The 22,232-nt window shown below is 56.3% G+C and carries 20 protein-coding genes and 3 pseudogenes; 16 read left to right on the forward strand and 7 right to left on the reverse strand.

The genetic code is table 11. The features are described from left to right. Positions 1-745: 745 nt before the first annotated feature. Positions 746-1,333 carry a homing endonuclease associated repeat-containing protein gene (locus RJT68_RS00515; RefSeq protein WP_407038434.1) on the forward strand — a complete coding sequence of 196 codons (588 nt, stop codon included), beginning with the start codon at positions 746-748 and terminating at the stop codon, positions 1,331-1,333. 130 nt (positions 1,334-1,463) lie between these two features. Here RJT68_RS00515 and RJT68_RS00520 read toward each other — a convergent pair whose 3' ends face one another. After that, positions 1,464-1,739: a PadR family transcriptional regulator gene (locus RJT68_RS00520; protein ID WP_407038435.1), complete on the reverse strand. Its 276-nt coding sequence runs from the start codon at positions 1,737-1,739 to the stop codon at positions 1,464-1,466. Between the two features lie 583 nt (positions 1,740-2,322). On the opposite strand from RJT68_RS00520, the gene RJT68_RS00525 reads away from it, so the two are divergent. Then, positions 2,323-2,520: a hypothetical protein gene (locus RJT68_RS00525; RefSeq protein WP_407038436.1), complete on the forward strand. Its 198-nt coding sequence runs from the start codon at positions 2,323-2,325 to the stop codon at positions 2,518-2,520. Here RJT68_RS00525 and RJT68_RS00530 read toward each other — a convergent pair. Then, complete coding sequence (locus RJT68_RS00530; RefSeq protein WP_407038437.1) at positions 2,507-2,941, reverse strand: zinc ribbon domain-containing protein; 435 nt, start codon at positions 2,939-2,941, stop codon at positions 2,507-2,509. The genes RJT68_RS00525 and RJT68_RS00530 overlap by 14 nt on opposite strands. Before the next feature lie 101 nt (positions 2,942-3,042). Here RJT68_RS00530 and RJT68_RS00535 point away from each other — a divergent pair. Beyond that, positions 3,043-3,156: pseudogene (locus RJT68_RS00535) on the forward strand (transposase); the annotation flags it as partial. 902 nt (positions 3,157-4,058) lie between these two features. Here RJT68_RS00535 and RJT68_RS00540 read toward each other — a convergent pair. Both RJT68_RS00540 and RJT68_RS00545 read right to left on the reverse strand, forming a co-directional pair. Beyond that, positions 4,059-4,892, reverse strand: a complete 834-nt coding sequence (locus RJT68_RS00540) for a hypothetical protein (protein ID WP_407038438.1) — start codon at positions 4,890-4,892, stop codon at positions 4,059-4,061. A 657-nt stretch (positions 4,893-5,549) separates the two neighbouring features. Then, positions 5,550-5,765: a hypothetical protein gene (locus tag RJT68_RS00545; protein WP_407038439.1), complete on the reverse strand. Its 216-nt coding sequence runs from the start codon at positions 5,763-5,765 to the stop codon at positions 5,550-5,552. Positions 5,766-5,849: 84 nt separating this feature from the next. Between RJT68_RS00545 and RJT68_RS00550 the strand changes: the two genes are divergently transcribed. The 4 genes and pseudogenes from RJT68_RS00550 to RJT68_RS00565 form a co-directional block, all read left to right on the forward strand. Beyond that, positions 5,850-5,987, forward strand: coding sequence for a hypothetical protein (locus RJT68_RS00550; RefSeq protein WP_407038440.1), 138 nt, complete (start codon positions 5,850-5,852; stop codon positions 5,985-5,987). 133 nt (positions 5,988-6,120) lie between these two features. Then, the gene (locus tag RJT68_RS00555; protein WP_407038441.1) at positions 6,121-7,071 is read left to right on the forward strand and encodes a CPBP family intramembrane glutamic endopeptidase; all 951 of its coding nucleotides are present in this window, start codon (positions 6,121-6,123) and stop codon (positions 7,069-7,071) included. 285 nt (positions 7,072-7,356) lie between these two features. After that, positions 7,357-9,489, forward strand: a complete 2,133-nt coding sequence (locus tag RJT68_RS00560; protein WP_407038442.1) for a PAS domain S-box protein — start codon at positions 7,357-7,359, stop codon at positions 9,487-9,489. 6 nt (positions 9,490-9,495) lie between these two features. Beyond that, positions 9,496-9,828, forward strand: a pseudogene (locus tag RJT68_RS00565) (zinc ribbon domain-containing protein); the annotation flags it as partial. A 158-nt stretch (positions 9,829-9,986) separates the two neighbouring features. Here the strand turns inward: RJT68_RS00565 and RJT68_RS00570 are convergent. After that, positions 9,987-10,238, reverse strand: a pseudogene (locus RJT68_RS00570) (zinc ribbon domain-containing protein); the annotation flags it as partial. A gap of 521 nt (positions 10,239-10,759) precedes the next feature. Here RJT68_RS00570 and RJT68_RS00575 point away from each other — a divergent pair. The 9 genes from RJT68_RS00575 to RJT68_RS00615 all read left to right on the forward strand — a co-directional run bounded on the left by RJT68_RS00575 (position 10,760) and on the right by RJT68_RS00615 (position 19,821). Beyond that, positions 10,760-11,932, forward strand: a complete 1,173-nt coding sequence (locus tag RJT68_RS00575) for a M20 family metallopeptidase (RefSeq protein WP_407038443.1) — start codon at positions 10,760-10,762, stop codon at positions 11,930-11,932. 121 nt (positions 11,933-12,053) lie between these two features. After that, positions 12,054-12,269 (forward strand): hypothetical protein, encoded by a 216-nt coding sequence (locus RJT68_RS00580; RefSeq protein WP_407038444.1) that lies wholly within the window; start codon positions 12,054-12,056, stop codon positions 12,267-12,269. Beyond that, positions 12,262-13,701: a sodium:solute symporter family protein gene (locus RJT68_RS00585; RefSeq protein WP_407038445.1), complete on the forward strand. Its 1,440-nt coding sequence runs from the start codon at positions 12,262-12,264 to the stop codon at positions 13,699-13,701. Before RJT68_RS00580 ends, RJT68_RS00585 begins: the two co-directional genes overlap by 8 nt. Positions 13,702-13,857: 156 nt before the next feature. Beyond that, a complete protein-coding gene (locus RJT68_RS00590; RefSeq protein WP_407038446.1) occupies positions 13,858-15,105 on the forward strand; it encodes a Zn-dependent hydrolase in 1,248 nt (415 codons plus the stop codon). 599 nt (positions 15,106-15,704) lie between these two features. Further along, on the forward strand, positions 15,705-15,854 hold the full coding sequence (locus RJT68_RS00595) for a DUF2080 family transposase-associated protein (RefSeq protein WP_407038447.1): 150 nt from the start codon (positions 15,705-15,707) through the stop codon (positions 15,852-15,854). 4 nt (positions 15,855-15,858) lie between these two features. After that, a complete protein-coding gene (locus tag RJT68_RS00600) occupies positions 15,859-17,118 on the forward strand; it encodes an RNA-guided endonuclease InsQ/TnpB family protein (RefSeq protein WP_407038448.1) in 1,260 nt (419 codons plus the stop codon). 350 nt (positions 17,119-17,468) lie between these two features. After that, positions 17,469-17,687: a hypothetical protein gene (locus RJT68_RS00605; protein ID WP_407038449.1), complete on the forward strand. Its 219-nt coding sequence runs from the start codon at positions 17,469-17,471 to the stop codon at positions 17,685-17,687. Next, positions 17,684-19,291 carry a sodium/proline symporter gene (locus tag RJT68_RS00610; protein WP_407038450.1) on the forward strand — a complete coding sequence of 536 codons (1,608 nt, stop codon included), beginning with the start codon at positions 17,684-17,686 and terminating at the stop codon, positions 19,289-19,291. The genes RJT68_RS00605 and RJT68_RS00610 overlap by 4 nt, the downstream gene beginning before the upstream one ends. A gap of 11 nt (positions 19,292-19,302) precedes the next feature. After that, the gene (locus RJT68_RS00615) at positions 19,303-19,821 is read left to right on the forward strand and encodes a hypothetical protein (RefSeq protein WP_407038451.1); all 519 of its coding nucleotides are present in this window, start codon (positions 19,303-19,305) and stop codon (positions 19,819-19,821) included. A 378-nt stretch (positions 19,822-20,199) separates the two neighbouring features. Here the strand turns inward: RJT68_RS00615 and RJT68_RS00620 are convergent, their stop codons facing one another. Next, entirely contained in the window at positions 20,200-20,724 is a 525-nt protein-coding gene (locus RJT68_RS00620) for an Lrp/AsnC family transcriptional regulator (RefSeq protein WP_407038452.1), read from the reverse strand. 95 nt (positions 20,725-20,819) lie between these two features. Continuing rightward, positions 20,820-22,160: an aminotransferase family protein gene (locus RJT68_RS00625; RefSeq protein WP_407038453.1), complete on the reverse strand. Its 1,341-nt coding sequence runs from the start codon at positions 22,158-22,160 to the stop codon at positions 20,820-20,822. Between the last annotated feature and the right edge of the window lie 72 nt (positions 22,161-22,232).

A 22,232-nucleotide genomic window follows, 5' to 3' on the forward strand; every position in this document is an offset into this window, starting at 1 on the left:
ACTAATACGGCCCCCGATCGAGAAAGCGGCTTTGATGGGCTTGCCTCGGACTCGCCATCCATACACACAAGAGGACGCCAACTCAAGCTTATGCGCTTCATCCCACGGCTGAAGCCGTGGACTTTCGCGCTGCATGTGGTGTTGAGTGTGGCGTGACCTCCTCCTCCTCGCCGTAACCGGCGAGGCGTCCCACGGCAGCGCATCGCTGGGTTGGGATAGTTGCTGGTTTACGACCCGTCGGCATGACAGGCCGATGGCGGGGCCACACCGCCGTTACTCCTATCCCGGTATTGGACTCGGCGGTATCTCGCTGGTCGGGACACCACAGCGGTTCGAGAGTGTGTCTCGAACAGTTTGGGTCTTGGAGTCCCGATATTGTCCGATTAGGTGGGCGGTCATGCCGCCTCGGCGTCCGTCATACGCCGAGCCGATGCTACAGAAATATCCGTCTGAGTGCCGATACGTGGTTCGTGGAGGCGTTGTTGGAGTCACACCCGCCGTGAACGGCGGGAGTCTCTCCTCGAAGAAAGATAGTGCTGTGTGTCAGAGGCTTTCGTTCACCGCGTGAGGTTGGTCGTTCTGTTCGGGTCGGTTCTCAGAAGCGGAGTCACCAGTCGAGCGAGAAGATCACTGTTGCTTCCAGCATCGGCCCACTTGACGGCGCCTAGATACTGGCACACATCGCTTCTGGATCGCCAAGCCGTCGGCCGAAAAGTTTTATTCTAATCAATTTCTGTACCATACTATGAATAAGATACCTACAGACGACCTCCTCACAGAACTCCGCCGCCTTGCTGCCGACCTTGAGCGAACACCGACAATGACCGACATGGATCGGGAGGGGACGTATTGTGCAGCAACCTACCACAACCGGTTTGGGGCGTGGAACGCCGCCTTATCCGAAGTGGGCCTCGAACCGTCCCGCGAACGGCGCCTCTCGGATGAAGAACTGCTTACCGAATTACAGACACTCGCCGAAGAGTTAGGTCGGCCACCCGCTGCCACAGACATGATCACCCACGGCAAGTACCACAGTCGCACCTATACCGACCGATTCGGGTCCTGGACGGCTGCAGTAGCCGCGGCGGGGCTCGACTCAATCCCTGATGGATACATCCCGCGCAGTTCACTTCTCGACGAACTCACCGCGCTTGCTGATACGCTCGAGCGGGCGCCAACAGCCGCTGAAATGGATCAAAGGGGGAGGTACAGTTCGACCACATACCAGCATCGGTTTGGATCGTGGAACGCGGCTCTGACGCTCGCTGGGCTCCACCCCCCGGATCGTACGGCCACTGATGAGGTAGCGCTCCCCTCGGCCGACACCGAGTGATTCTCCATCCACCCTACCTGTTTAGGCCAAGTACATAATGCTGTATGTGAGTAACTCTCACATGCGGCAGGGCCGGCACCCCGTGCACACTTCCTGCCGTGAGCTCCTGACTCACCTTTCGGTCGCCGGTTCACCGTTCAATGTATTGCTCTTCCCACTCTCGCCGCTCCTGAATCAATTCTTCACCTGCATCGGTGATCGCGTAGTAGTTCGTCCGGCGGTCGAGCTGGCCTTTCTCTACCAGATCGTTGTTCACGAGAGTGTCAAGGTTCGGATACAGCCGTCCATGGTTGATTTCGGAGCTATAGTACGTCTCAACTTCATCCTTCACGGTTTGCCCGGACGGCTGATCGGCCCCTGCGATGACGTACAGGAGGTCGCGCTGGAAGCCGGTGAGGTCGTGCATCTCGCGTGAGACTTCAACGAAGCTGTATTTGGCTTCTTTTCCGAATGCAGTAATATGTATGCGCATCGTGAAAATAAAATATGCTCTGTGTTTGTTACAGCAGAAATACCAGGGAGGTGTTCCTCGCCCCATTGAACTCCCCTCCCCCCTACTCGATCACGGCTGGCGCCGTTCGCTCCTTGAGGGTAGGGCTTCCTGCAACCTGCGGTACGGGAAGCCCCGTCGTTTACGACGGGGAGGATGTCTCCCACGATACAGGAGAAAACCCACGGCTTTAGCCGTGGGTAGCTCAACCGCGTTTTTGGTGTCGACGGTGAGGTCTACGGCTGTCCGCACTGTGTACGACCTACAGCGAACTCCAAGATGGTGGTGGCGCAGAGTCATCCAGGGAACCGACGCGGTAAGGGCGGGGCTCGCGGATTGACGCACTATCCATTCTACAGAGATGACACCAAGGCCCATCACTTCCATGCAAACTCCCTGGTACACAGATGTGTGTCCTTTCGGCATCAATCATGACATAAGTTAATAATTTAATAAATATGCCATTGAGCAATATTCTTCCGACAGAAAGAGGGATCTCATGAGCGAGCAACTCACTCTCCGAGTGCACGATCGACGAGCAGTCCAGCGCGAAATCAAGCGGCTCCAGCTTGAGTACGATCCGATGTTCCGCGCGCAAACCTACGAACTGCACGATGCGATCGTTCAGGTTGGCCTTGCCAATCCAGATCTTGTACTCACGCAGCTTCAAGACAGACAGTCAGCTACCCACGACTGACGTCGTGGACGTGTCCGTGGGACTCCCCTTCTGGCCGAAATTCGGCGGACGAATGGTCGTTACTCAGGTTCAGCGTGCCGGACGTGAGGGCACGCTGACCGTTACCCAGCCTCGAGGGGTATTTGCCCTCGGGTACAGTCAAGAGCCGTATGCCGATGTTCTTCGCCGTTGCAACGTCGCTCGCGACGTTGCTGCCCGTCGGATGGCATCCGACGACCGTGTTGGTGTCGCCGTCGAGTTCGTAGCCCCACTCGTTGCACGAAAACCAACCATCCGAATCGCGGTTCGTACTCGACTGATGGCTCCACTTCGAGCACGTCTGCGACGAGAACGCCGGATTCCCGTCTTCGACCCGAATGCCGATTTCGGCAGCCTTCCATTCGAGCATTTCCTGCAACTCGTGGAACGCCCAATGGTGCATCGGTCACTTGATACGATCATTGCCGTGACACTGTCTAGATACGGGAAACCCCACGGTGGAGAGCTGCTAACGTTGCAAGATCAGCCGTGAAACAACAATTTAAACAGCGGTACTTCTGGGGAAGTGGCCTGTGGAAGGATGGCTACTACGTCGGGACGACAGGCGCAGTTTCCGAGGATGTGGTTCGTCGGTACATCGAGGAGACGGAACAGTAGGCGAGCGTACGCGATTCACCCACGGGTCAGGTGACCCGTGGAACTCTCGCTGTCTTCTTTAGAATGTGAACTCCCCGTCCTGCTCAGCCTTGCGGCCTCGCTGAGGACGGGGTTTCCTGTTCTCCGACGCGCTTTGCAGACGCCGAATAGGTATCCGGAGGAAGCACAGTCTCCGTAGGCATTGATTCGGAGTAAACCACCCCTACTTGAGCGAGTCCGCGCAAAAGGATGCTGCGTGGTCCCTCCCAGCCCCGCCCCACCGCCTCAAACGAACGGGGTGGGAGTAACATCCTATGATAAAATTTTAGTTCTTAGAATATTTATATTATTGATGAGGCATATGGATTGAGAAGCGGAGGTCTCATCCACCACCCCCGGAAAGTGGTTTCCACACCGACCTACCAGTGTTGGTAGGACGCAACTGGGTCATCCTGTTAGGTCGGGGGTGATCTGGCCTCGAAAACCGCTAACTCAGCTTGGACAAAGACAAGCTGTGTTGTGTTACACTTGTTACTTTGCCTCCGTTAGAACGGGGTCTACTACTCAACGCGGTAGTATAACGCGTCCCGGCTACCGCCCATGCCGATGAGCGTCCTACCAACACTGGTAGGTCGAAGTAACTATATTTGATATATTTGGCACGTGTCGAAGTCGTCGATCAGCGCTACTGCAGCCGGATCGCTTGCAGAAGGCGCTCGAGGAGCAACTCTACCGGCCTCCTGCGCCTCGAGTGAGGGTGTCCGGGCGACGGCTCACGTAGCCGGGGCCACAGGGAGCACAGATCTGCAAAGAGGACGCCCGTGGCTGACATTGTTGGCCGATGGCCTCGTGTGGAGTCGTCGCTTCCACTCCCATCGATCCTACGAACCGAATTGATCTGTTAGTTTACCCCACTCACTCAGTCACCGGCGGAACGGGAGCCAGCGCAGGTTGAACGTGTTCCCCTTCTTCTCCTCACCACCACGGGTGAGTTTGTCTTCGAGGGCATTGACCTCTGCTTCGAGCGCCACAATCCGAGTCGTGTTCGATTGGATCTCGGACTCCGCAGTGTCTTTCAGCCAGTCGAGATAGGTGCGATGGTATTCAACAATGCTGTAGAGCGCTACGAGGTCATCAACAAGTGTCTCACGTTCGAGGTGGGATGGATCTCCCAGTGTGTGTTCGATCTGCGCGAGGTGACTGGTGAGACGTGCATCCATTGACTCGAGCAGCTCAGTTTGCAACTCAAGCAGCATGCGCTGTACTTCCTCGTGGGTCGCAGCGGCTTCCGTAAGTTCCTCGACGCGTTCGGCCGCCGACTCGGCTGTTTGTTTCGTCCGACTTACCTTCTTTCGATACGCTTGCACGGAGTGCTTCGCACTCGCCGCTTCTTTTCGGGCTTCCTGGATTTCTTTCTGCAGCTCCGCGAACGAGTGCGGGGCCTCGAACGTCTCGCGATGACTATCGACGACGAACCGCCCTTCGACCGTCAAGGAGTATGCCGGGGGATCGTCCTCATCGCGATCAACGAACCCACGGTCGATCAAACTGGGCTCGCGTTCGACAAGCCTGTAATACACCGATTGTCGGCGCTCGCCAATCTCTGACTTGATCCGAGAGACCGGCTTTGGTTCGTCCGCGCCCTCGAGCGATAGCAGGATGCGCTGGTCGATGATGTCAATGCATCCATTTCCGTCATCACTGAGTTCGATCACATATGTAGGACAACGTACAAAAATAAAGGTGTACTCGTCCACAGGTGGACGCCTCTGGACGTTTCCGACTCCTCTTACAAGAGAGGCCCCTCTGTCACAGGACACGGTCTCTCTCCATCGAGCGAAGGATGCACTGACAATCGAGCGAGCGAGAGTCCCAGGAGGCTTGGACTTCGACTGGAAATCAAGGGGTAGGCCTGGAGAGATAAGGAATTCTCCCGTGGTGGCTTGGGATCTCGCGAGTTAGCGTAATTCAAGGTGGAGCCTCCGGCCTACCCGCTCCCTCTGGTCGCTCCTTGAGGCCGGAGAGGAAACCGACATGGTACGACACAACCGACGTACTCAGACCGGCCGACTCCCGGACGTACAAGAAATATGACGGCTTTGCTAATCGCGATGGGGATGAGGATAATCGCGAGGGCCAGCGCGATTTCGCTGTTCATGTCGGGGGAGCGCTCGACTACGGTAAGACAAACTCTTCGGTGCAGTCGTCTGCGCGGCATTCGACGGTGTGAGTGCTGGATTCGCTGTAATAGTAGGCGTTGTGCGTACAATATGGGCACATCGCCCGGACAATGAGTTCCACCGCGACACGGTCTTTGAGACTCGAGGGAATTTGATCAGGATCTGGATAATTAACGATCTGTTTTGCTTCATCCTCATCGATCCATCGTCGGGTGATGTCTTGTGACATTTTACTCACCGGAGTGTGACAAGTTCAGTGTACTCTAATGCGGCCCACTCGTCGCTGAAGTAGGAGTACTCGGTGTGCGCCGCTTGGACGACATCTTGGAGGTCGTCGCTGGGGCGACCCACGATGTCGATTTGGAGCCTGTCGGTGGTGTGGGTGATCGTACAACGCGCGCCGTGGGCTTGCTGCCCGTTGGCGTCGGAGTCGTAGTGGTGTTGTGACATTGCACGTATCAATAGGGTGTCTCACAGTTTATATCTAGTATTAAATACCTTACACCAATATTCTAGAAGAATGTATATTATCCTATGGAAGAGTCAGAGACCGACATAGAGGGATATAGGCGTGTAGCGGGTGGTTATGTCTGTGAGAGTTGTGACGAGTTTATCGGCCGCGATCCGGGGCTCCACGAGATGCGGTATCATTCGGAGGAGGGCACCGACTAGGCAAGGAAATGCTGGGATCGTGGATGGACTGGCTGTCGGGAGAGGACCCGTGATTGGATTGGCCCGAGGCACCGGTGAGGTGATGGCCAGCCTCCGCAACTATTATCATCGATAAATAAAAACAAATCGTCATATGACACCAGGATCGAATCGGAACTTGCTGAGACGGGTACTACACGGAAACGACGGGAAAACCAGAGCGACCTATCGGGTCGTGTTGGCCTTCGTCGCGTTTTTCGCCTCGCTACTCGCCGGTCAACTCCTGATCTCCGTGGCAGGATTGCCGGTGTCGCTCCCTGTTGGGGCAGTGAGTACCATGTGTAGTCTGCTGGTGATGACCGTGTTGTTCTACGGCATTTGGGTACGGCGGCTCGACAGGCGACCGCTAGAGGGGTACGGGATTGCCCTCTCTCTAAGCGATCTTGGGCAGTTCGTCACGGGGCTCGTCGTTACGGTGTCCGGGATTGGACTCTGGTATCTGTTTTGGATCGCGACCGGATGGATGTCCGTCGATGTGGTGCTGTCGTACGAGGAGGGCTCACTCGCCCTCGCTACCCTATTGATCTTTGTACTTACCGTCGCAGATGCCGCCGTACAGGAACTGGCATTTCTTGGGTTGATATTCACCAATTCGATAGAGGGAATACAATCCCGGATCACTGACGAGACGACAGCAGGTATCGGCGGGCTCACCGTGACTGGCCTCTTTTTCATCGCATTCCACTTTTTGCTCGGTGCGGGCGCAGCAGGATTCCTGCCGCCGCTCCAGGCGGCTGTCTTCCTGTTTGTTGTACTGGTATATTTTGTAGCTGTCTACACGTACACAGGATCACTAACTGCTGCAATAGGGGCCCACGCTGCTCTCAACTACAGTAATTTCCTGTTTGGATGGAAGCAGTTGGGTGACACTGCCCCATACGCTCTCCCGGAGGTACTGGTGGTGACTGGCTCGACGCCGCTGACCGACGTGATCGGCCCATTGCCGCTGGCCGGGTTGTTGCTCTCCTTCGGTTTGCTTGCCCTCTTCCCTCGCACTCCGGTGGGAGAGTCGGACGCTGGTCGGGTTCTCCCCGACCACTCGTGAACCGCCTCGGGGTCAAGCCCCGAGGCATTCGGCCTGCTCCGCCTGTAGATTCTCCCTCACGTCATCATATCATCCCGACCGTTCAATTGGAGTGGTGCAACATTGGGCGAGCAATCGTCACCAATCCCGACCTTTGAGGTCGGGTATCCACCTCGCAATTCTCTGAACCTTAGCGGGGATACGGCCTTTACCCACGAGAACAAGCCCTGGGGCATCCGGCCTGCCCCGCCTGTCGATCTCTGTTGGGCAATCCCTTTTTGGTATCGTACTCTGAACAGTCTCGGTATGGATGATCCAATCTCTGTTCTCCACGTTGATGATGATCCCTCAGTTGCGGGCTTGACAACGACATTTCTCGAGGGGGCGAATGCGGAGATCACTGTTGAGACGGCACCATCAGCCAGTGACGGATTGGATCGACTTGCTGTCGACGACATCGACTGTATCGTCTCCGATTATGATATGCCGGGTCAAAACGGACTTGAGTTTCTCGAAGCTGTCCGCGCCGAGTACCCAGACATGCCATTTATTCTCTTCACCGGAAAGGGAAGCGAGGAAATTGCGAGTGAGGCAATCTCCGCAGGTGTCACGGATTACTTACAGAAGGAGTTCAGCGCCGATCACTATACCCTCCTCGCAAACCGCGTTCAAAATGTCGTCGAGCGAGTTCGGGCACAACACGAAAACCAGCGCCAGCTCGAGGCGATGGAAACATCACGAGAAGGAATCAGTATCCTCGACGAAGACGGGTATTTCACATATGTGAATCACTCGTTTGCGGCTCTCTATCGCTACCCTCCAGACGAACTCATCGGCGAACATTGGGAAGTGGTCTCTCACGATGAGGATCGTGATCGAATCCGCACCGAGATTCTCCCGGCAATCGAAGAGACTGGCTTCTGGAACGGCGAAATGACAGGCCTCCGGTCCGACGGCACTACCTTTGTCGAAGAAAAGAGGTTCAGTACGACTGCGAACGGGAATCTCATTTGTACAGTATTCGACATTACCGAACAACAGAAGTCTGCGAGACAGTTCGAGACGCTCATCGAAAACATTCCGGGCATGGTGTACCGCTGTCAAAACGCACCGGGGTGGCCGATGGAGAACATTCTGGGCGATGCCGAAGAACTCACCGGATACACGCCCTCAGAACTCGAGTCCCGAAAAGCTGTCTTTGGATCGGAGATCATTGTTTCAAGCGATCGAGAAGAAACGTGGCACGAGGTGCAAGATGCACTCGCTACTACTAAGCCGTTCGAAATCACCTATCGGATCAAAACGAAGGATGGGACGACCAGATGGGTGTGGGAACGGGGACAGGGAATCTACGACTCGGAGGGCAACGTTGAAGCGCTGGAAGGGCTCATCACCGATCTTACGAAACAGAAAGCGTACGAGCAAGATCTCGAACGGACAAATGCCGTTCTTTCGACGTTGATCGAGACACTCCCTGTCGGTATCCTCGTCGAGGACGAATCGCGAACCGTCCTCGCGATCAACGAGCGTCTGTTTGAGCTGTTCGGATTCGACGGATCACCAGAACACATAGTCGGCGCGGACTGTCAATCGATGGCCGAGCACGTGAGTGAGCACTGCGTCGACCCACGAGGATTCGTTCAGCGAATTGAAACGGTCGTTGCAGAACGCACCCCAACGGATAACGAGGAGATAGCCTTTCAGAGCGGGCAAATAGTTGAGCGAAGCTATCGGCCGATCGACCTCCCCCAGGGTGATGGCCATCTGTGGATGTACCGTGATATCACCGAGGAGAAAGAGCAGAAGGAGCAATTGAAACACCAACGGAACAAATTAGAGGAATTTGCGAGTGTGGTCTCTCACGATATCCGAAATCCACTCACGGTTGCCGCAGGCCATCTCGAGTTGGCTCGAGAAACGAGCGAGACAGCGCATCTTGAGGAAGTGAAACGCTCTCACGACCGCATAGAGCGAATTATCGATGATCTGCTCTGGCTGGCACGCGAGGGTCGTGACATTGGAGGTACGCACCCGGTCGTGCTTCCCCGAGTCGTCGAGAACGCGTGGAGGCAGGTCGAGACGGGGGACGCATTATTGCATACCGAGTGTGAGAGCTCAGTCACTGCCGATCCAGATCGGCTTCAGCAACTCTTCGAAAATCTGTTCCGAAACGCGATTGAACACGGTGGTTCAGCTGTCACTGTCCGCGTCGGAGAGGTAGATGACGGCTTCTTCGTCGAGGATGATGGGTGCGGGATCGCGAACGCGAAACGCGACCTGGTGCTCGAGGACGGGTATACAACGATTCCAGACGGGACTGGCTATGGACTGTCGATTGTCAGGAAAATCACCGAAGCACACGACTGGGAACTCGAACTGACCGAGAGCATAACAGGTGGGGCTCGATTTGAATTTTCAACCGACACATTTCAATCGTGAATGCGTGGGAATAAGAAACTTCATGGATGGGAGTTCGACCGATTCACGCGCCTGTTTGAATACAAAGCTAAAAAATACGGTCTCCTCGTTGACTGCACGGGCGAGCGGGATACGTCAAAGACGTATTCGTGTTGTGGGCTGAAGCGTAAGGCAAGCTGGGTGGAGCGTGGATTGTACGTCTGCGATTCGTGTGACGCGGTGAACATTCGGAGAAGAATAACTCAGAGTCTCCCGATAGGGGTTATGAGTAACGGCCGTTTGGCAGGACCAGTAGCTCCCCTGTTCAATCACACTTCGGGGCGTTTCGCACCGAATGAACCGGTTGGTTGCAAACCGTAATGTCCCAACGCTGAGCAAATTGGAGATTTGCGAGGTACGTGACTCTTCAATTCGCTTGACTCGGGAATCCTCGCCCTAAACGGCGGGGCTTCCCGTTCCGCGTTGGGATATTTACGGTCGCAGCTGCTCGCATGTTCAGCGAACGCCCCCTGTCCACTACTCGGGTCGTGTTCTCCACGACGGAACAGGTTAACTACAGGACGTGCCACACGCCCGCTACTCCTATCCTCGGAAGACCGAGGACTCAGAGTTACCCTTTCTGACTGGTCTAACCGACAACGAATGTTCTCTGCACCATTCGAGTCAGCGTTCATCACGGCGTTACACCCACGACAGACGTACAAGCCACGCTCTACACGATTGGCATCTCGTTTCTGTCCACAGCACGAACACATCTTCGAGGTGTCGCGGAATAGGCTGACGCCTCGCGCCTCGCCGACGCTAGGATGGCGCTCAGCTAGGCCAGGCCGTCGATTCACTCGCCGACCTCGCTCACGTGTCCGATACGGTTCTCCTCCTCCTCGTCGGTTTCGATTGGTGTGAGGCCGGACGTGAGTAAGGCTGGGTGGCTGGAGTCAGTGTGACCGTGACAGACTATCTTCTCCTCGAACTAGGCCGCGATGATGACGGAGACGATAGTGGCCCCGAGCGGCTGGCACTTCACTTCTACATGAACAAGACCGTGTACGTTGAGTGCTGGCTCGACGCCTGCGAGACACCCGACCGCTCATGGTTCCGCTCGGCGAGCGGTCGAGGTAGTGTGCCATCGACTTCTCCTATTGGACGGGCTTGAACCCCATCCGAGATTTGGTGGAAATCATACCGCTTTTCCGGATTACATTGAACTGTATATTGGACGTTCCCCAGATAGCAGCATAATATCACATTGGTTTCAAAATAGTTTTTCAATGATGCTTGAGTGTGAGTGATTATGCCCCACACGGAATCCGCCGAGGTACTTGCTGAACTGATCAGCAACTTGGTTCAGAGAGAGACGGAGAACCCGCCAGGCAATGAGAAGACGTGTTCGGAGTTCATTATCGAGTGGTTCGACGAGCGCGGCGTGGACGCCGAACTCGTCGAGGAGCCATACCCCGACCGGCCACAGGTCGGCGCGCGCGTCGGTGACGGCGAGCCTACGCTCGTGCTCAACGGCCACATTGACGTCGTACCCGCGGGCGACACCGACGAGTGGAGTCACGACCCCTACGGCGGTGAAGTAGAGGGCGAGGACTTGTACGGGAGAGGAAGCGTCGATATGAAGACAGGTGTTGCGTTAGCAATGCTGGCGACCGTCGACCTCGCCGAAGAGATCGAAGCCGGCGACCTCGAAGGGTCGATAGTGTTTCATGCCGCCATTGGCGAGGAAACCGCCGAGCCCGGGACGAAGACGCTGTTAGAGCAGGGGTACGACGGCGACTACGGCGTCGTCCTCGAGCCGACTGAGATGCGGACCGCGACCAGCGAGAAGGGATTAGCGTGGTATGAGATAACCATCTCAGGCGACCCCTCCCACGCGAGCCGCCCTGATCAGGGCGAGAACGCTATCCGGCATGCTCAGCCAGTGCTAGAGGCGCTCGAGACCTACGACAAGGAAGTGAGAAAACGTCAAGACGACCTTGTCGGACAAGCGTACGCTACTGTGACGATGCTCGACGCAGGAACGAAGGAGAATGTAGTTCCGGAGCGGGCGACTATCACGGTCGACCGGAGATTCCTCCCCGAGGAGACCGTCGAAGACATCGACGCCGAGATAGACGACCTACTCGCGGAGGTTTCCGGCGACTACGACGTTGAGGTGTCTTGGGAGCGCACCCGAACGTACGAGTCGGCCGCCATCGACCCTGAAAGTCCTCTTGCTGAGGTCTTCCGGCGCCATTCCGCCGAGGTTGCAGACATCCCCACTGATCCATGGGGCATCAACGCATCAACCGATGTCCGAAACTTCGTGAACGATGCCAGCATCGAGGCCATTACCTGGGGTCCGGGGGATATCTCGCAGGCCCACACCTACAATGAACACATCGACCTATTGGCTGCCCGGAACGGTCTCGAAGTGCTACTTCGTGCATCTCGCGAGGTACTCGCGGACGAGGTTGAGTAGCTACGAATACCTACACCCTGTTTGGCTTCCAGAGACAAATGCGGATTATTTCCCATGGTGGCAAAATTTCGTAGGACAATATTTCGTAAACACCGTTAGATTTACAAGGCGTTGAGATGACATGCCAGATGCAAACATGACAATATTTGGCATGCCAGAATCGACGTTTCTCGTGTTCGTCGCAACCTTGATCACGGGGAGCCTAGGAGCGATACATTACGTGGTCGTTCACGTTCTGTTGGGTAGACCGATACATGACCTGACGAAGGACGGCATCGCGGAGAGCAATGATGCCCTACAAGACCGCACGACCGATGGAGGTCAGACGGATGGCTGACGTTAATCCGTTTTACCTTGGGACGTTCGTCGTGTATCTCATTATCGTACTTGCCCTCGGTGTTTGGGGGTACACGAAGACTTCCGACGTCATGGATTTCTGGGTGTTTGGACAGGAGATGGGACCGTGGTTAGCGACGTGGTCGTTCGTTGCCAACTTCGTGAGCGCGGTCAGCGTCATTGGCTTCATAGGTGCGGTATATGGCGAGGGCTATACACTAATGACTCACACCATCTTCGGCCTAATGCTGGGGATAAGTGCGCTCTACTTTGTCGTTGACCGAATCCGCAATCTTGACGTGCTTACCTTCCCCGACCTCATTGCCAACGTAACTGGTTACCAAATCGCTCGGCCCATCGCGGGTACGGTGTTGCTGGGCAACGCGTGGATCTATTTGATTATGCAACTGGTCGGTGCAAGTCTCCTTGTTACCACCATCACCGGAGCCCCTTACAGATACATGGTATGGGTTATCGGCACCGTCTTTATCGTTTACACTGTTCTAGGCGGAATGGTCAGCGTTGCTTGGACCGACCTCTTACAGGGGACGCTGATGGTCGGCGCAGTGTTGCTGTCGCTTGGATACATGATGTTTGACCTTGGTGGGTTCACGGCGATCAACCAGCAGTTTGCCTCGATTGATTCGTCGTACGTCCATCCCACGGCCGAAGGGGCTTACACCCTCATAGGCATCGCCGCGATTATCGTTGCCTTCTTTGGGACGATATTTACCGAACAGAATTACATCGTTCGCATCGCCGCCACCAGAGACGTCAGGGCAGCAAAACTCCACCTCGCAGCTTCTGGTGTCATCCTCGCGGTCTTCTATACGGCACTCGTTGTGCTAGGAGGGGCCACGACCGTTGCACTCGAAACAACTGGGCTTTCCGTTGAGACGCAGGACAACGCGTTCCCTACGCTCATCACCGACTATGTCCCCTCAAGCGTTGGCGTGATAATCATCCTTGCAGTGATGAGCGCTATTCTCTCGACGACGGATACGCGCCTGCACTCAACCGGGATCACCACGGCGCGTGACCTTTACAGTTATTTCCGACCTGAGTCCAGTGACGATACTCAGCTTAAAGTTTCGCGAATGGCGACCGTCTTCTTCGGCATCACGGCGACCGCTGCTGCGGTCAATCCACCCGGGAGCATCATCGAACTCTACAACTTCCGGGCAGTCCTGTTAACCAGCGCGTTTCTCATTCCCGTCTATGGTGGCCTCTACTGGGTCGGTCTAAGCAGTCGAGCCATCCTCGCGTCGGTCGTCACTGGAGCAATACTCGGCGTCGGAGCAGAGTTCGCAGGAGGACTGTACGGTGTACCGTCGGCCTTCGTTGGCCTCGGTTCAGCACTGCTAGTGTTGTTCATCGGCCATGTCCTCCTCTCGGACAGCGAACCAAAGGGCGGTACGATAGCAAGCGACTGAGAGCCCCACGACCGAAACTTATGATGACTAACAGCAAATGGACGATCACGAACACATTGCCAGAGTTAAACATCCCTCGCAGAAACGCGACCGGCGAACAAAGTCTACTCACCACTCGTGGAACGCCTTTCAAAACAGACCCCCAAGGAGATCGATATGACGATCAGGCTTGATCGCGAGCGCCTCATCACGACGATGAAAGAGCAGGCAGAGTACGGCGCTACCGAGGGCGGCGGTCTCCACCGCCTCGCACTCAGCGAGGCCGACCGTGAAATACGGGACTGGTTCGTCGACCAACTGAAGACGGCCGGCCTCTCGGTCCGCATCGACGAGTTCGGCAACATCTTCGGCCGGCGGGAGGGGATTGATTCCGACGCTGCGCCCCTGTTAGTGGGTTCGCACCTCGACTCTCAGCCGAACGGCGGCATCTACGACGGGGCGCTCGGCGTGGTCGCGGCCCTGGAGTTAGTGCGCACATTGAACGACGAGGAGATCGAGACAGCAAGGCCGGTCGAGATCGTCAACTGGACCAACGAGGAGGGGTCACGCTTCCAGCCTGCGATGCAAGGCAGCGGGGTCTGGGCCGGTGCCCACGATCTCGAGCAGGAGTATGCGAAGACAGACGACGACGGGGTCATGCTCGGTGAGGCGCTCGACGACATCGGCTACCGCGGGGACGTACCCGCTGAACCGACCACCGACTATGAGGCATACCTCGAACTTCATGTCGAACAAGGGCCGGTGCTTGCGGAGGCCGGCGCCGACATCGGTATCGTCACCGGCATTGTCGGGTTTACGTGGGGCTCGGTTACGTTCCGCGGTGAGGCCGACCATTCTGGGCCGACGCCGATGCACCACCGCCGCGATGCGCTCGTGGCTGCCGCTGACTTGATAACGGCGGTTCGGCGAATCCCAGGCATGCTCGGGGAGCGGACGGTCGGGACGGTCGGCTACGTCGATGCTGAACCGAACTCCATCAACATCATCCCAGAGAAGGCGACGGTGACTTGGGGGTTCCGCGACCCCGACGACGCGATCGTTGAGGAAGCGTACCGCCGGGTTCTCGCGGAGGCCGAACACGCCGCCAAGCGCGAAGGAGTTGACTTCGATACCGAAGAACGCATGCGCGCACCGGCCGTCACCTTCCCGGACCAAGCCGTCGATTCGGTCCGCAAAGCAGCGGAGACCCGCGACTGTGAGTACCTCGAAATGGTCAGTGGCGCAGGCCATGACGCGACCCACCTCGCGTCGGTGTGTAACACTGGGATGGTGTTCGCCCCAAGCGAGGGAGGCAAAAGCCACTCCCCTGACGAGTACACGAGTTGGGACGACTGTTATGAGGCGGCGACCGTTCTCGCGAACGCGGCACTCGAACTGGCGGCCGACGGGGGTACGGTGAAGTGACGGTGGTCGACCTTATCTCATGTGGAGTCCACGTCCCTGGTCCCACCGATCATTCTATCAGCAACGAAGGGTTAGTTCATCCCACTGACTCCGCCTCCGGCGGAATGTGAGCTAACCCAGGCAGAACTCGTTGCTCTCACTAGCTCACCAATTGAGTGAGTTCCTCTTTGAGGATAGTAAATTCGGCACTGTCTAGATACGGGAAACCGCATGGTGAGGAGCCGATAACGTTGCAAGATTAACCGTGAAACCATAAACGAGAATGTGACAGAAAGAGCCTCTGTGCTACGAGAAGCAACGCTTCAACTGCTCCAGTACATCTCTCGCAAAGAGCGACCGTCACGCATCTCAGCACTGCAGGAGTAACAACCGCTGAAACACCGTTCTCCATCAGAATTCCGAACCTAGACAGTGCCGCGAATTCCGCCTCGAGCTCCATAACCGAAGTTCAGTTTAACCTGTGCAGGCTAAGTCCCCGTCCTCAAGGAGCAACGCAACGAGCGGAGCGAGTGAGTAGCGCAGTAGGGCGGGGATACAGCCGTAAGCCATTGTCACCCTCCACCGAAACGCATAAATATATACCCAATATATAGTCGTGTATGGGCACGTTCGAACTGGAAGGCGAAGAAATCATCGACCGGGAAGCGAAGGAGTTCGGCGGGAGTGCCCACGTTACCGTCCCCAAAGACTGGCGCGGCGCAGACGTGAAAGTCATCCGCGTCACCGACCCCGACAACCAAGACGAGTAACACGATGAACTACAACTGCAGGTATCGAATCGAGCCTGACGAAGCCGTCGAAGCCGAGTTAGAACGGCACATAGATACCTGTAGGCAACTCTACAACCACTACCTGTACGAACTTCGCAACACCGACGAGTACCTGTCGTACACGGCGATGCAGAATATGCTTCCCGACCTGAAAGATTGGTGGGGCGAGTTGAACGATGTGTACTCGAAAGTGTTGCAGATGGTCGCTCGGCGCGTCAGCGACAATCTCGACCGCCTCAAAGACCAGAAAGACAACGGGCGCAAAGTCGGGATGCTCAAGTGGAAGTCGCCGCAGGAGTATCGGAGCCTCACCTACAACCAGTCTGGTTTCGAACTCAAGAACACGAGTGACCAGACCGTGCTTTCTCTTTCCAAGATAGATGAGGTGCCGATACACCTCCACCGCGACATCCCCGACGACGCCCGAGTCAAACAGGTCACGGTCAAGCAAGAGAAAACGGGGGATTGGTACGCCATCTTCGGTATCGAAACCGAAGGCGACGCGCCCGAAAAACCCGCGTTAGACGAGGTTGACCGTGAGGATATGGTTGGTATCGACGTGGGCATCATCAAGTACGCTCACGACACCGACAGCACGATGGTCGGTAGTCTCGACCTCGACGCCGAGTACGAGCGGCTCGAACGCGAGCAACGAGCGTTGAGTCGCAAGGAGAAGGGGTCGCAAAACTGGCACGAGCAACGCCGCCGCGTGGCCCGTATCCACGCTCGTATTGTACGGAAACGCTGCGACTTCCTGCACAAACTCTCGAACTACTACGCTCGGGAGTATGACCTTGTGGCCGTGGAAAACCTCGACGTTCACGGGATGATGCAACTGCCGTCGAACAGTCGGAACCGGGCGTCGGCGTCATGGCGGACGTTCATCGACTTCCTCGAATACAAATGCGAGCGCGAGGGCACGCACTTCGTGAAAGTCGAACCTGAGGGCACGACGCAAGAGTGTGCCGAGTGCGGGGTTGAGGTTGAAAAAGAACTGTGGGTACGCGAACATTTCTGTCCAACGTGTGGGTTCGAGACTGACCGTGACGAGAACGCCGCGTACAACGTGCTACAACGTGGTCTTCAGGAGTTAGGCGTGGGACACGCCGAAGTCACGCCTGCGGAGACTGCACTCCCTACGTCCGCGACTGGTGGCTCGTCCACCGTCGTGGATGCAAAGTGCGTCGTTGAAACAGGAAGCCCCACCCTCAAGGAGCGAACGGTGTCAGCCGTGAGTGAGTAGGGTGGGGTAGTTCACTTTTCTCTCGGACTCCTCCGTGTCTTTCAGCCAATCAAGAGCTATCCGATACTATTCGACAATGCTGAAGAACGCCACGAGTTCCTCGACACTTGTCTCGCATTCTGTTTCTTGTCGCCGAGAAAATCCACAGCCGTGCAGTATGCGAGATTAACCACCAGACCACGTCTTTCGGAAAGGTGTACTCGTATTTTCATCCCTCATTGCTCTGGAGTCGCTGAAACACGCTCTACGAGAGCACCGCATCACTGGTCAGTGAAAAATCACTATCTAGTCGTAAGATTTATTCTATATGCCATGCCATCACAGATCACGGGAAAATATATGAAAGAACCGTGCAAACTGACGACGCTATCAACAGTAAGCCAAGTAAACTTGGAAACAGTCCAGGGGGTGATGGGGGAATGAGTATTGGAGCACTCGACCTCAGCACCATCATCATCCTCTTTGGATGGATTCCCTTCTGGTGGGCCGTCGCATTGATCAGTTTGTATCGGATGAATCAAAACGACAAAAAAGCTCGTGGAGATTCCAGGGAGGTTGAGACTGCATGACGAATTGGATGCTCGTGATACCGTTTGTCGTGTACTTGCTTTGCCTGCTCGTAATCGGGTATATCGCGAGCAACAGATTAGACGATCTGAGTGATTACCTCTTAGGAGGGAGAACGATTGGCAGTGGAGTAACTGCGTTAACGTTGCAGTCGACCTCCATGAGTGGCTTTATGTTCATGGGTGGTCCAGCGCTCGCCTATCAACAAGGCCTCTGGGCGCTGTGGTACGCTGCTGGTGACTTCGGCGGTGGTCTCGTCAACCTCTCTATTCTCGGGCGAAACCTCCGGAGAGTCACCGAAGCCCTTGGCTCGCTCACACCCATTGAATGGCTTGAGGATCGCTATCCCCACCCGAGTATTCGAATTGCGGGGGCGACCATCTCGATTATCTTCCTGGCCGCGTATGTGTTCGCCCAATTCATAGCTGCCGGGAAGGCAATCGAGTCGGTTAGTGGTCTTCCGTACCTCTATGGGTTAATAATTGGGGCCGGCATCATTGTCCTCTATACATTCGTCGGCGGCTATCTCGCTGTTGCCTGGACTGATGCCTTCCAGGCAATTGTGATGGCTGTCGGGATCAACATTATCCTCGTTGCTGGCATCATTGAAGTCGGCGGTATCGGCGCTCTGATTAGTGAACTCACGGCCGAAGACCCAACATACCTCTCAATGTGGGGCAAAGGCCTCGAAAACGCTGGTGATTGGGGAGTTGTGGCCGGTGCCCTTCTGATCTATGCGATCGGATACATGGGCCTCCCACATGCCGTTGTTCGACATCTCAGTATGGAGGATCCTGATACGGCGAAAATGGCCACTGTCTGGAACGTATTCTATAATACGTTTTTCGTGTACCAGCCATATATCCTCGGGCTGCTCGCGATCGTCTTGTTACCAAACATCAGTGACCCCGAAATGGCGATTCCGCAGCTCGCAACATCACTCCTCCCCAGCATTCTCGCCGCCATCGTCCTTGCGGCCCTCATGGCTGCTGTTATGAGCACCGCCGACTCGCTGCTTATTATGGCTGGCTCGATTCTCTCCCGTGATATTGTCCAACGGTTCGGGAGCGATGACCTGACTGACGACCAGATGTTCGTGTGGTCGCGCCTACTCGTTCTGGGGATTGGGATCCTCGGGGTAGTCATCGCCGCCATTGAACCCCCAGGAATCTTTGATCTCGTCGTATTCGCGTTTGGGGGGCTCGGAACGGCATTCCTTGTTCCAAACGTCGCTGGTGTCTACTGGGACCGTGCGAACTGGCAAGGCGCACTCGCTGGTATGATTGGCGGGTCTGCGACGAACATTGTTTGGACCTCCCAGAATCTTCAGGACACGACTGCAGTCCATCCGTTCTTTGCGGGCTTGATCGTCTCGGCTGTCCTGGTTGTTGTTGTGTCACTGATTACGAAACCGCCGGCCGGTGACTCCATCTCGATCGTCCGACGTGCGCGCACATCTGGTACTGCGCCATCGGGTACCGTCCGGAAATCTGCCCGCTCACTTGCACCTGAAGCGCGTGCCATCGGTGAGCATCTCGCCGTCAACGAAACTGTTCCGCAGGCGTCTACCCAATCAGTGGCCTCTGGTCACCCCGCTGACGACTAACCTTAAACAGTATGTCCACAGCTCATACCCAGCAGACGGTCGCTGTATTCGACCCGACGGTCCTGGCAGCCGACGCCGAGCAAATACTACTTGAGACGGATGAGGAGATGATCCAGGCCACCGCGGATGGGTACGTCTACTATCCATACCGTGTTTTCGGCTTCCATCTGCGTGCCAAGGCACTGATCGACGAGTTCGAGGAACGGGTCTACTGTGGCATCGATCTCTGTAATGATAAGGAGATGTTCATTGACCAGCAGCCAACTCTCACCGAACGGACTGTCACTGAAGACGCGCTCGTCCCGCCAGCTCCGGAAATCGAGGATCCAAAGCAAACCGCCCGGCACTATATACTCGAGCTTGCACGCAAAGAACTCCGCGTTGGCTCACCGCCCGAGCTGACCGTTATCGAGGATCAGCGTGTCTACCGCCCATTCCACCTTGTGGAGTGTCAAACTGCGTCAGGAACATTTCTGACGTACATCGTCGACGGTGTTCGTGGGGATTTTCATCGAGTGTATATTGATTAATCTGACAAGCTACAGCTATAGACACCTTAGTCTCTTAAGATTTCCAGCCAAGAGATAGGCTCGACGGCTGGGTGCGCGTGTCCCTTGGCCGACGCGTTAGGAGTTGGACGGAGCATAGCCCACTTCTTTGAGGATGAAGATGGCGCCGAGTTCGGCCGCATGCGGACTGCATCCCCCATTTTTGCCTTGGCCAGTCAGTGATAATTAAGGTGTTAGTAGACTTGTTCGGGTGGGCGTCGTCGTTCAGCACACTGATCTTCGCGCTTGGAAGTGTGCTCTGCTTACTGGTCTCCAGTTGGTCTCTCGGCGACCGAAACGAACTGCGCAAGTGCCGTCGTTCGGCCAGCCGGTAGGCCGGAGAATGGGAGTGGGTACCCGCTAGTCGTTTGTGGGGTCGAGCACGCCTTCGCGGGCTTTCTTGGTGAGATTCGCCACCACGGACCGGTCGTTCTCGAACTCCTGCATCACGAACTTCGAGGATGTCTCGTTAACGCCATCAATCGCTACGATTCGGTCGATGAGGTCGTTCAGTTGGTCGCGTGACTGCACACGGCTAATGACGACGAAGTCGATGTCGCCCATCGTGTAGTAGACTTGTTCGACGCCTTTCAGCTTGTTCAGTTCTCCGCCGATATCCTCGGAGTAGCCACTCTCGTGAGTCACCGAAATATCGGTGATCGCGACCATCTCTAAGCCGAACGCGAGCGGATCGACATCGGCGGTCACGCTTTGGATCACGCCGTTGTCCTTGAGCTTATTCAGCCGGTAGTGGACTGCAGACTTCGAGATGTCCAGTTCCTTGGCCAGCGTCTCAAGGCTGACGTCGAAGTCTGCTTCAACCTGTTCAAGGATAGCCAAATCCGATTCATCGAGGTTCGGCGCCGTGTGAGGTATGTCGTTCATATGTCTCTGTTGCAGTGCATAATGAAGAATCCTCGTTTCGCAGTTCCGCAGGGAAGTGGTGCCCCGGCTCGAGGGAGATCAGTTTAACACCGCGCTCAGTGCTCCATGGCCGCGTCGGAGATTTCGAGGCCGGCATCGATTGCCGTAATCGCCTCGTCGATTTCCTCTTCGGTGATCGTCAATGGTGGTGCGATGATCAGCGTGTTGATCATATTGGCGACGTAGGCGCCATGCTCGGCGGCGGTCGCGGACACTTCATCGACAACGGTCGATCCGGTGCTAATCTTGTCCTCGCGCTCGCCGAATGGGACGCGCTTCTCAGGGTGTTTCGTCAGCTCGATCCCATGGAACAGGCCGACGCCACGGGCCTCGCCGACGCTCGGATGCTTCTCGACGAGGTCGTTGATCCGCTTGCCGAGATACTCGCCGACTTCGCTGGCGCGCTCGATGAGGTTCTCCTCCTCGTAGGTCTCGATTGCTGCGAGCCCTGCTGCGACCGCGGCCGGGTGGCCAGCGTATGTATGGCCATGACAGAGCATGTTCTCTTCAAAATATTCGGCGATCTCGGAGGTGACGGTCGTCGCGCCAAGCGGCTGGTACGCGCCGGTCAACCCCTTGGCCATCGTCATGATATCGGGCTCGACATCGAATACATCGCAGCCGAACCACTCGCCGGTGCGGCCGAAGCCGGACATGACTTCATCGCAGATCAGCAAGGCATCGTGGTTGTGGGTGATCTCCTTCAGTCGGGGAAGGTACTCCTCGGGCGGTACGAGGATTCCATTTGAACCGACAATCGGTTCGACCAGTACCGCCGCGACCGTGTCACCCTCGAGTTCGAGCATCTCATCGATATACTCGACGCTCTCCATCGGATCGAGCGTCGAGCCGTAGGCGTAGGGGTCGGGCGCCTTAATCGTTCCCGGGATACCGGGCTCGGCCTTGAGCCGCCGCGGGTCACCGGTGACGCTGATCGACCCGTAGGTTGCACCGTGGTACGACCGGTACCGGGAGATGATCTTCTGCTTCCCGGTGTAGAAGCGCGCGATCTTGATCGCGGCCTCGACTGCTTCAGTGCCACTGGTCGAGAAGAACGTCTTCGAGAGACTGCCGGGCGTTACCTCCGCGAGTTTTTTGCCGAGCCTCGCGCGATTCTCGGTCGTATAGCTCGGCGCAACATAGGCGGCCCTGCGGAGTTGCTCGGTGACCGCGTCGGCAACCTCGTTGGCCGAGTGACCGAGGTTCGAGCACATGAGCTGGCTGGAGAAGTCGATGTATTCGTCGCCGTCGGCAGTGGTGAACCGTACGCCGTCAGCGTCGACGACCTCGGTCGGACTGACCTCCTTTTGGTACGACCATGTCCCGAACACGTACTCCTTGTCCATCTGTTCGATTTCGTTCAACCCTGCACCGGTCGAGAGTTCCTGTTCTGACATCCGTGTGTGTCATCTATTGGCTTAGCATTGATTAATCTTTGCCTTAGAGCGGATTTTCTAGTACGCTGTTTG

Source organism: Halovalidus salilacus (assembly GCF_031852275.1).
In the GTDB taxonomy this organism is placed as follows: Archaea; Halobacteriota; Halobacteria; order Halobacteriales; family Natrialbaceae; genus Halovalidus; species Halovalidus salilacus.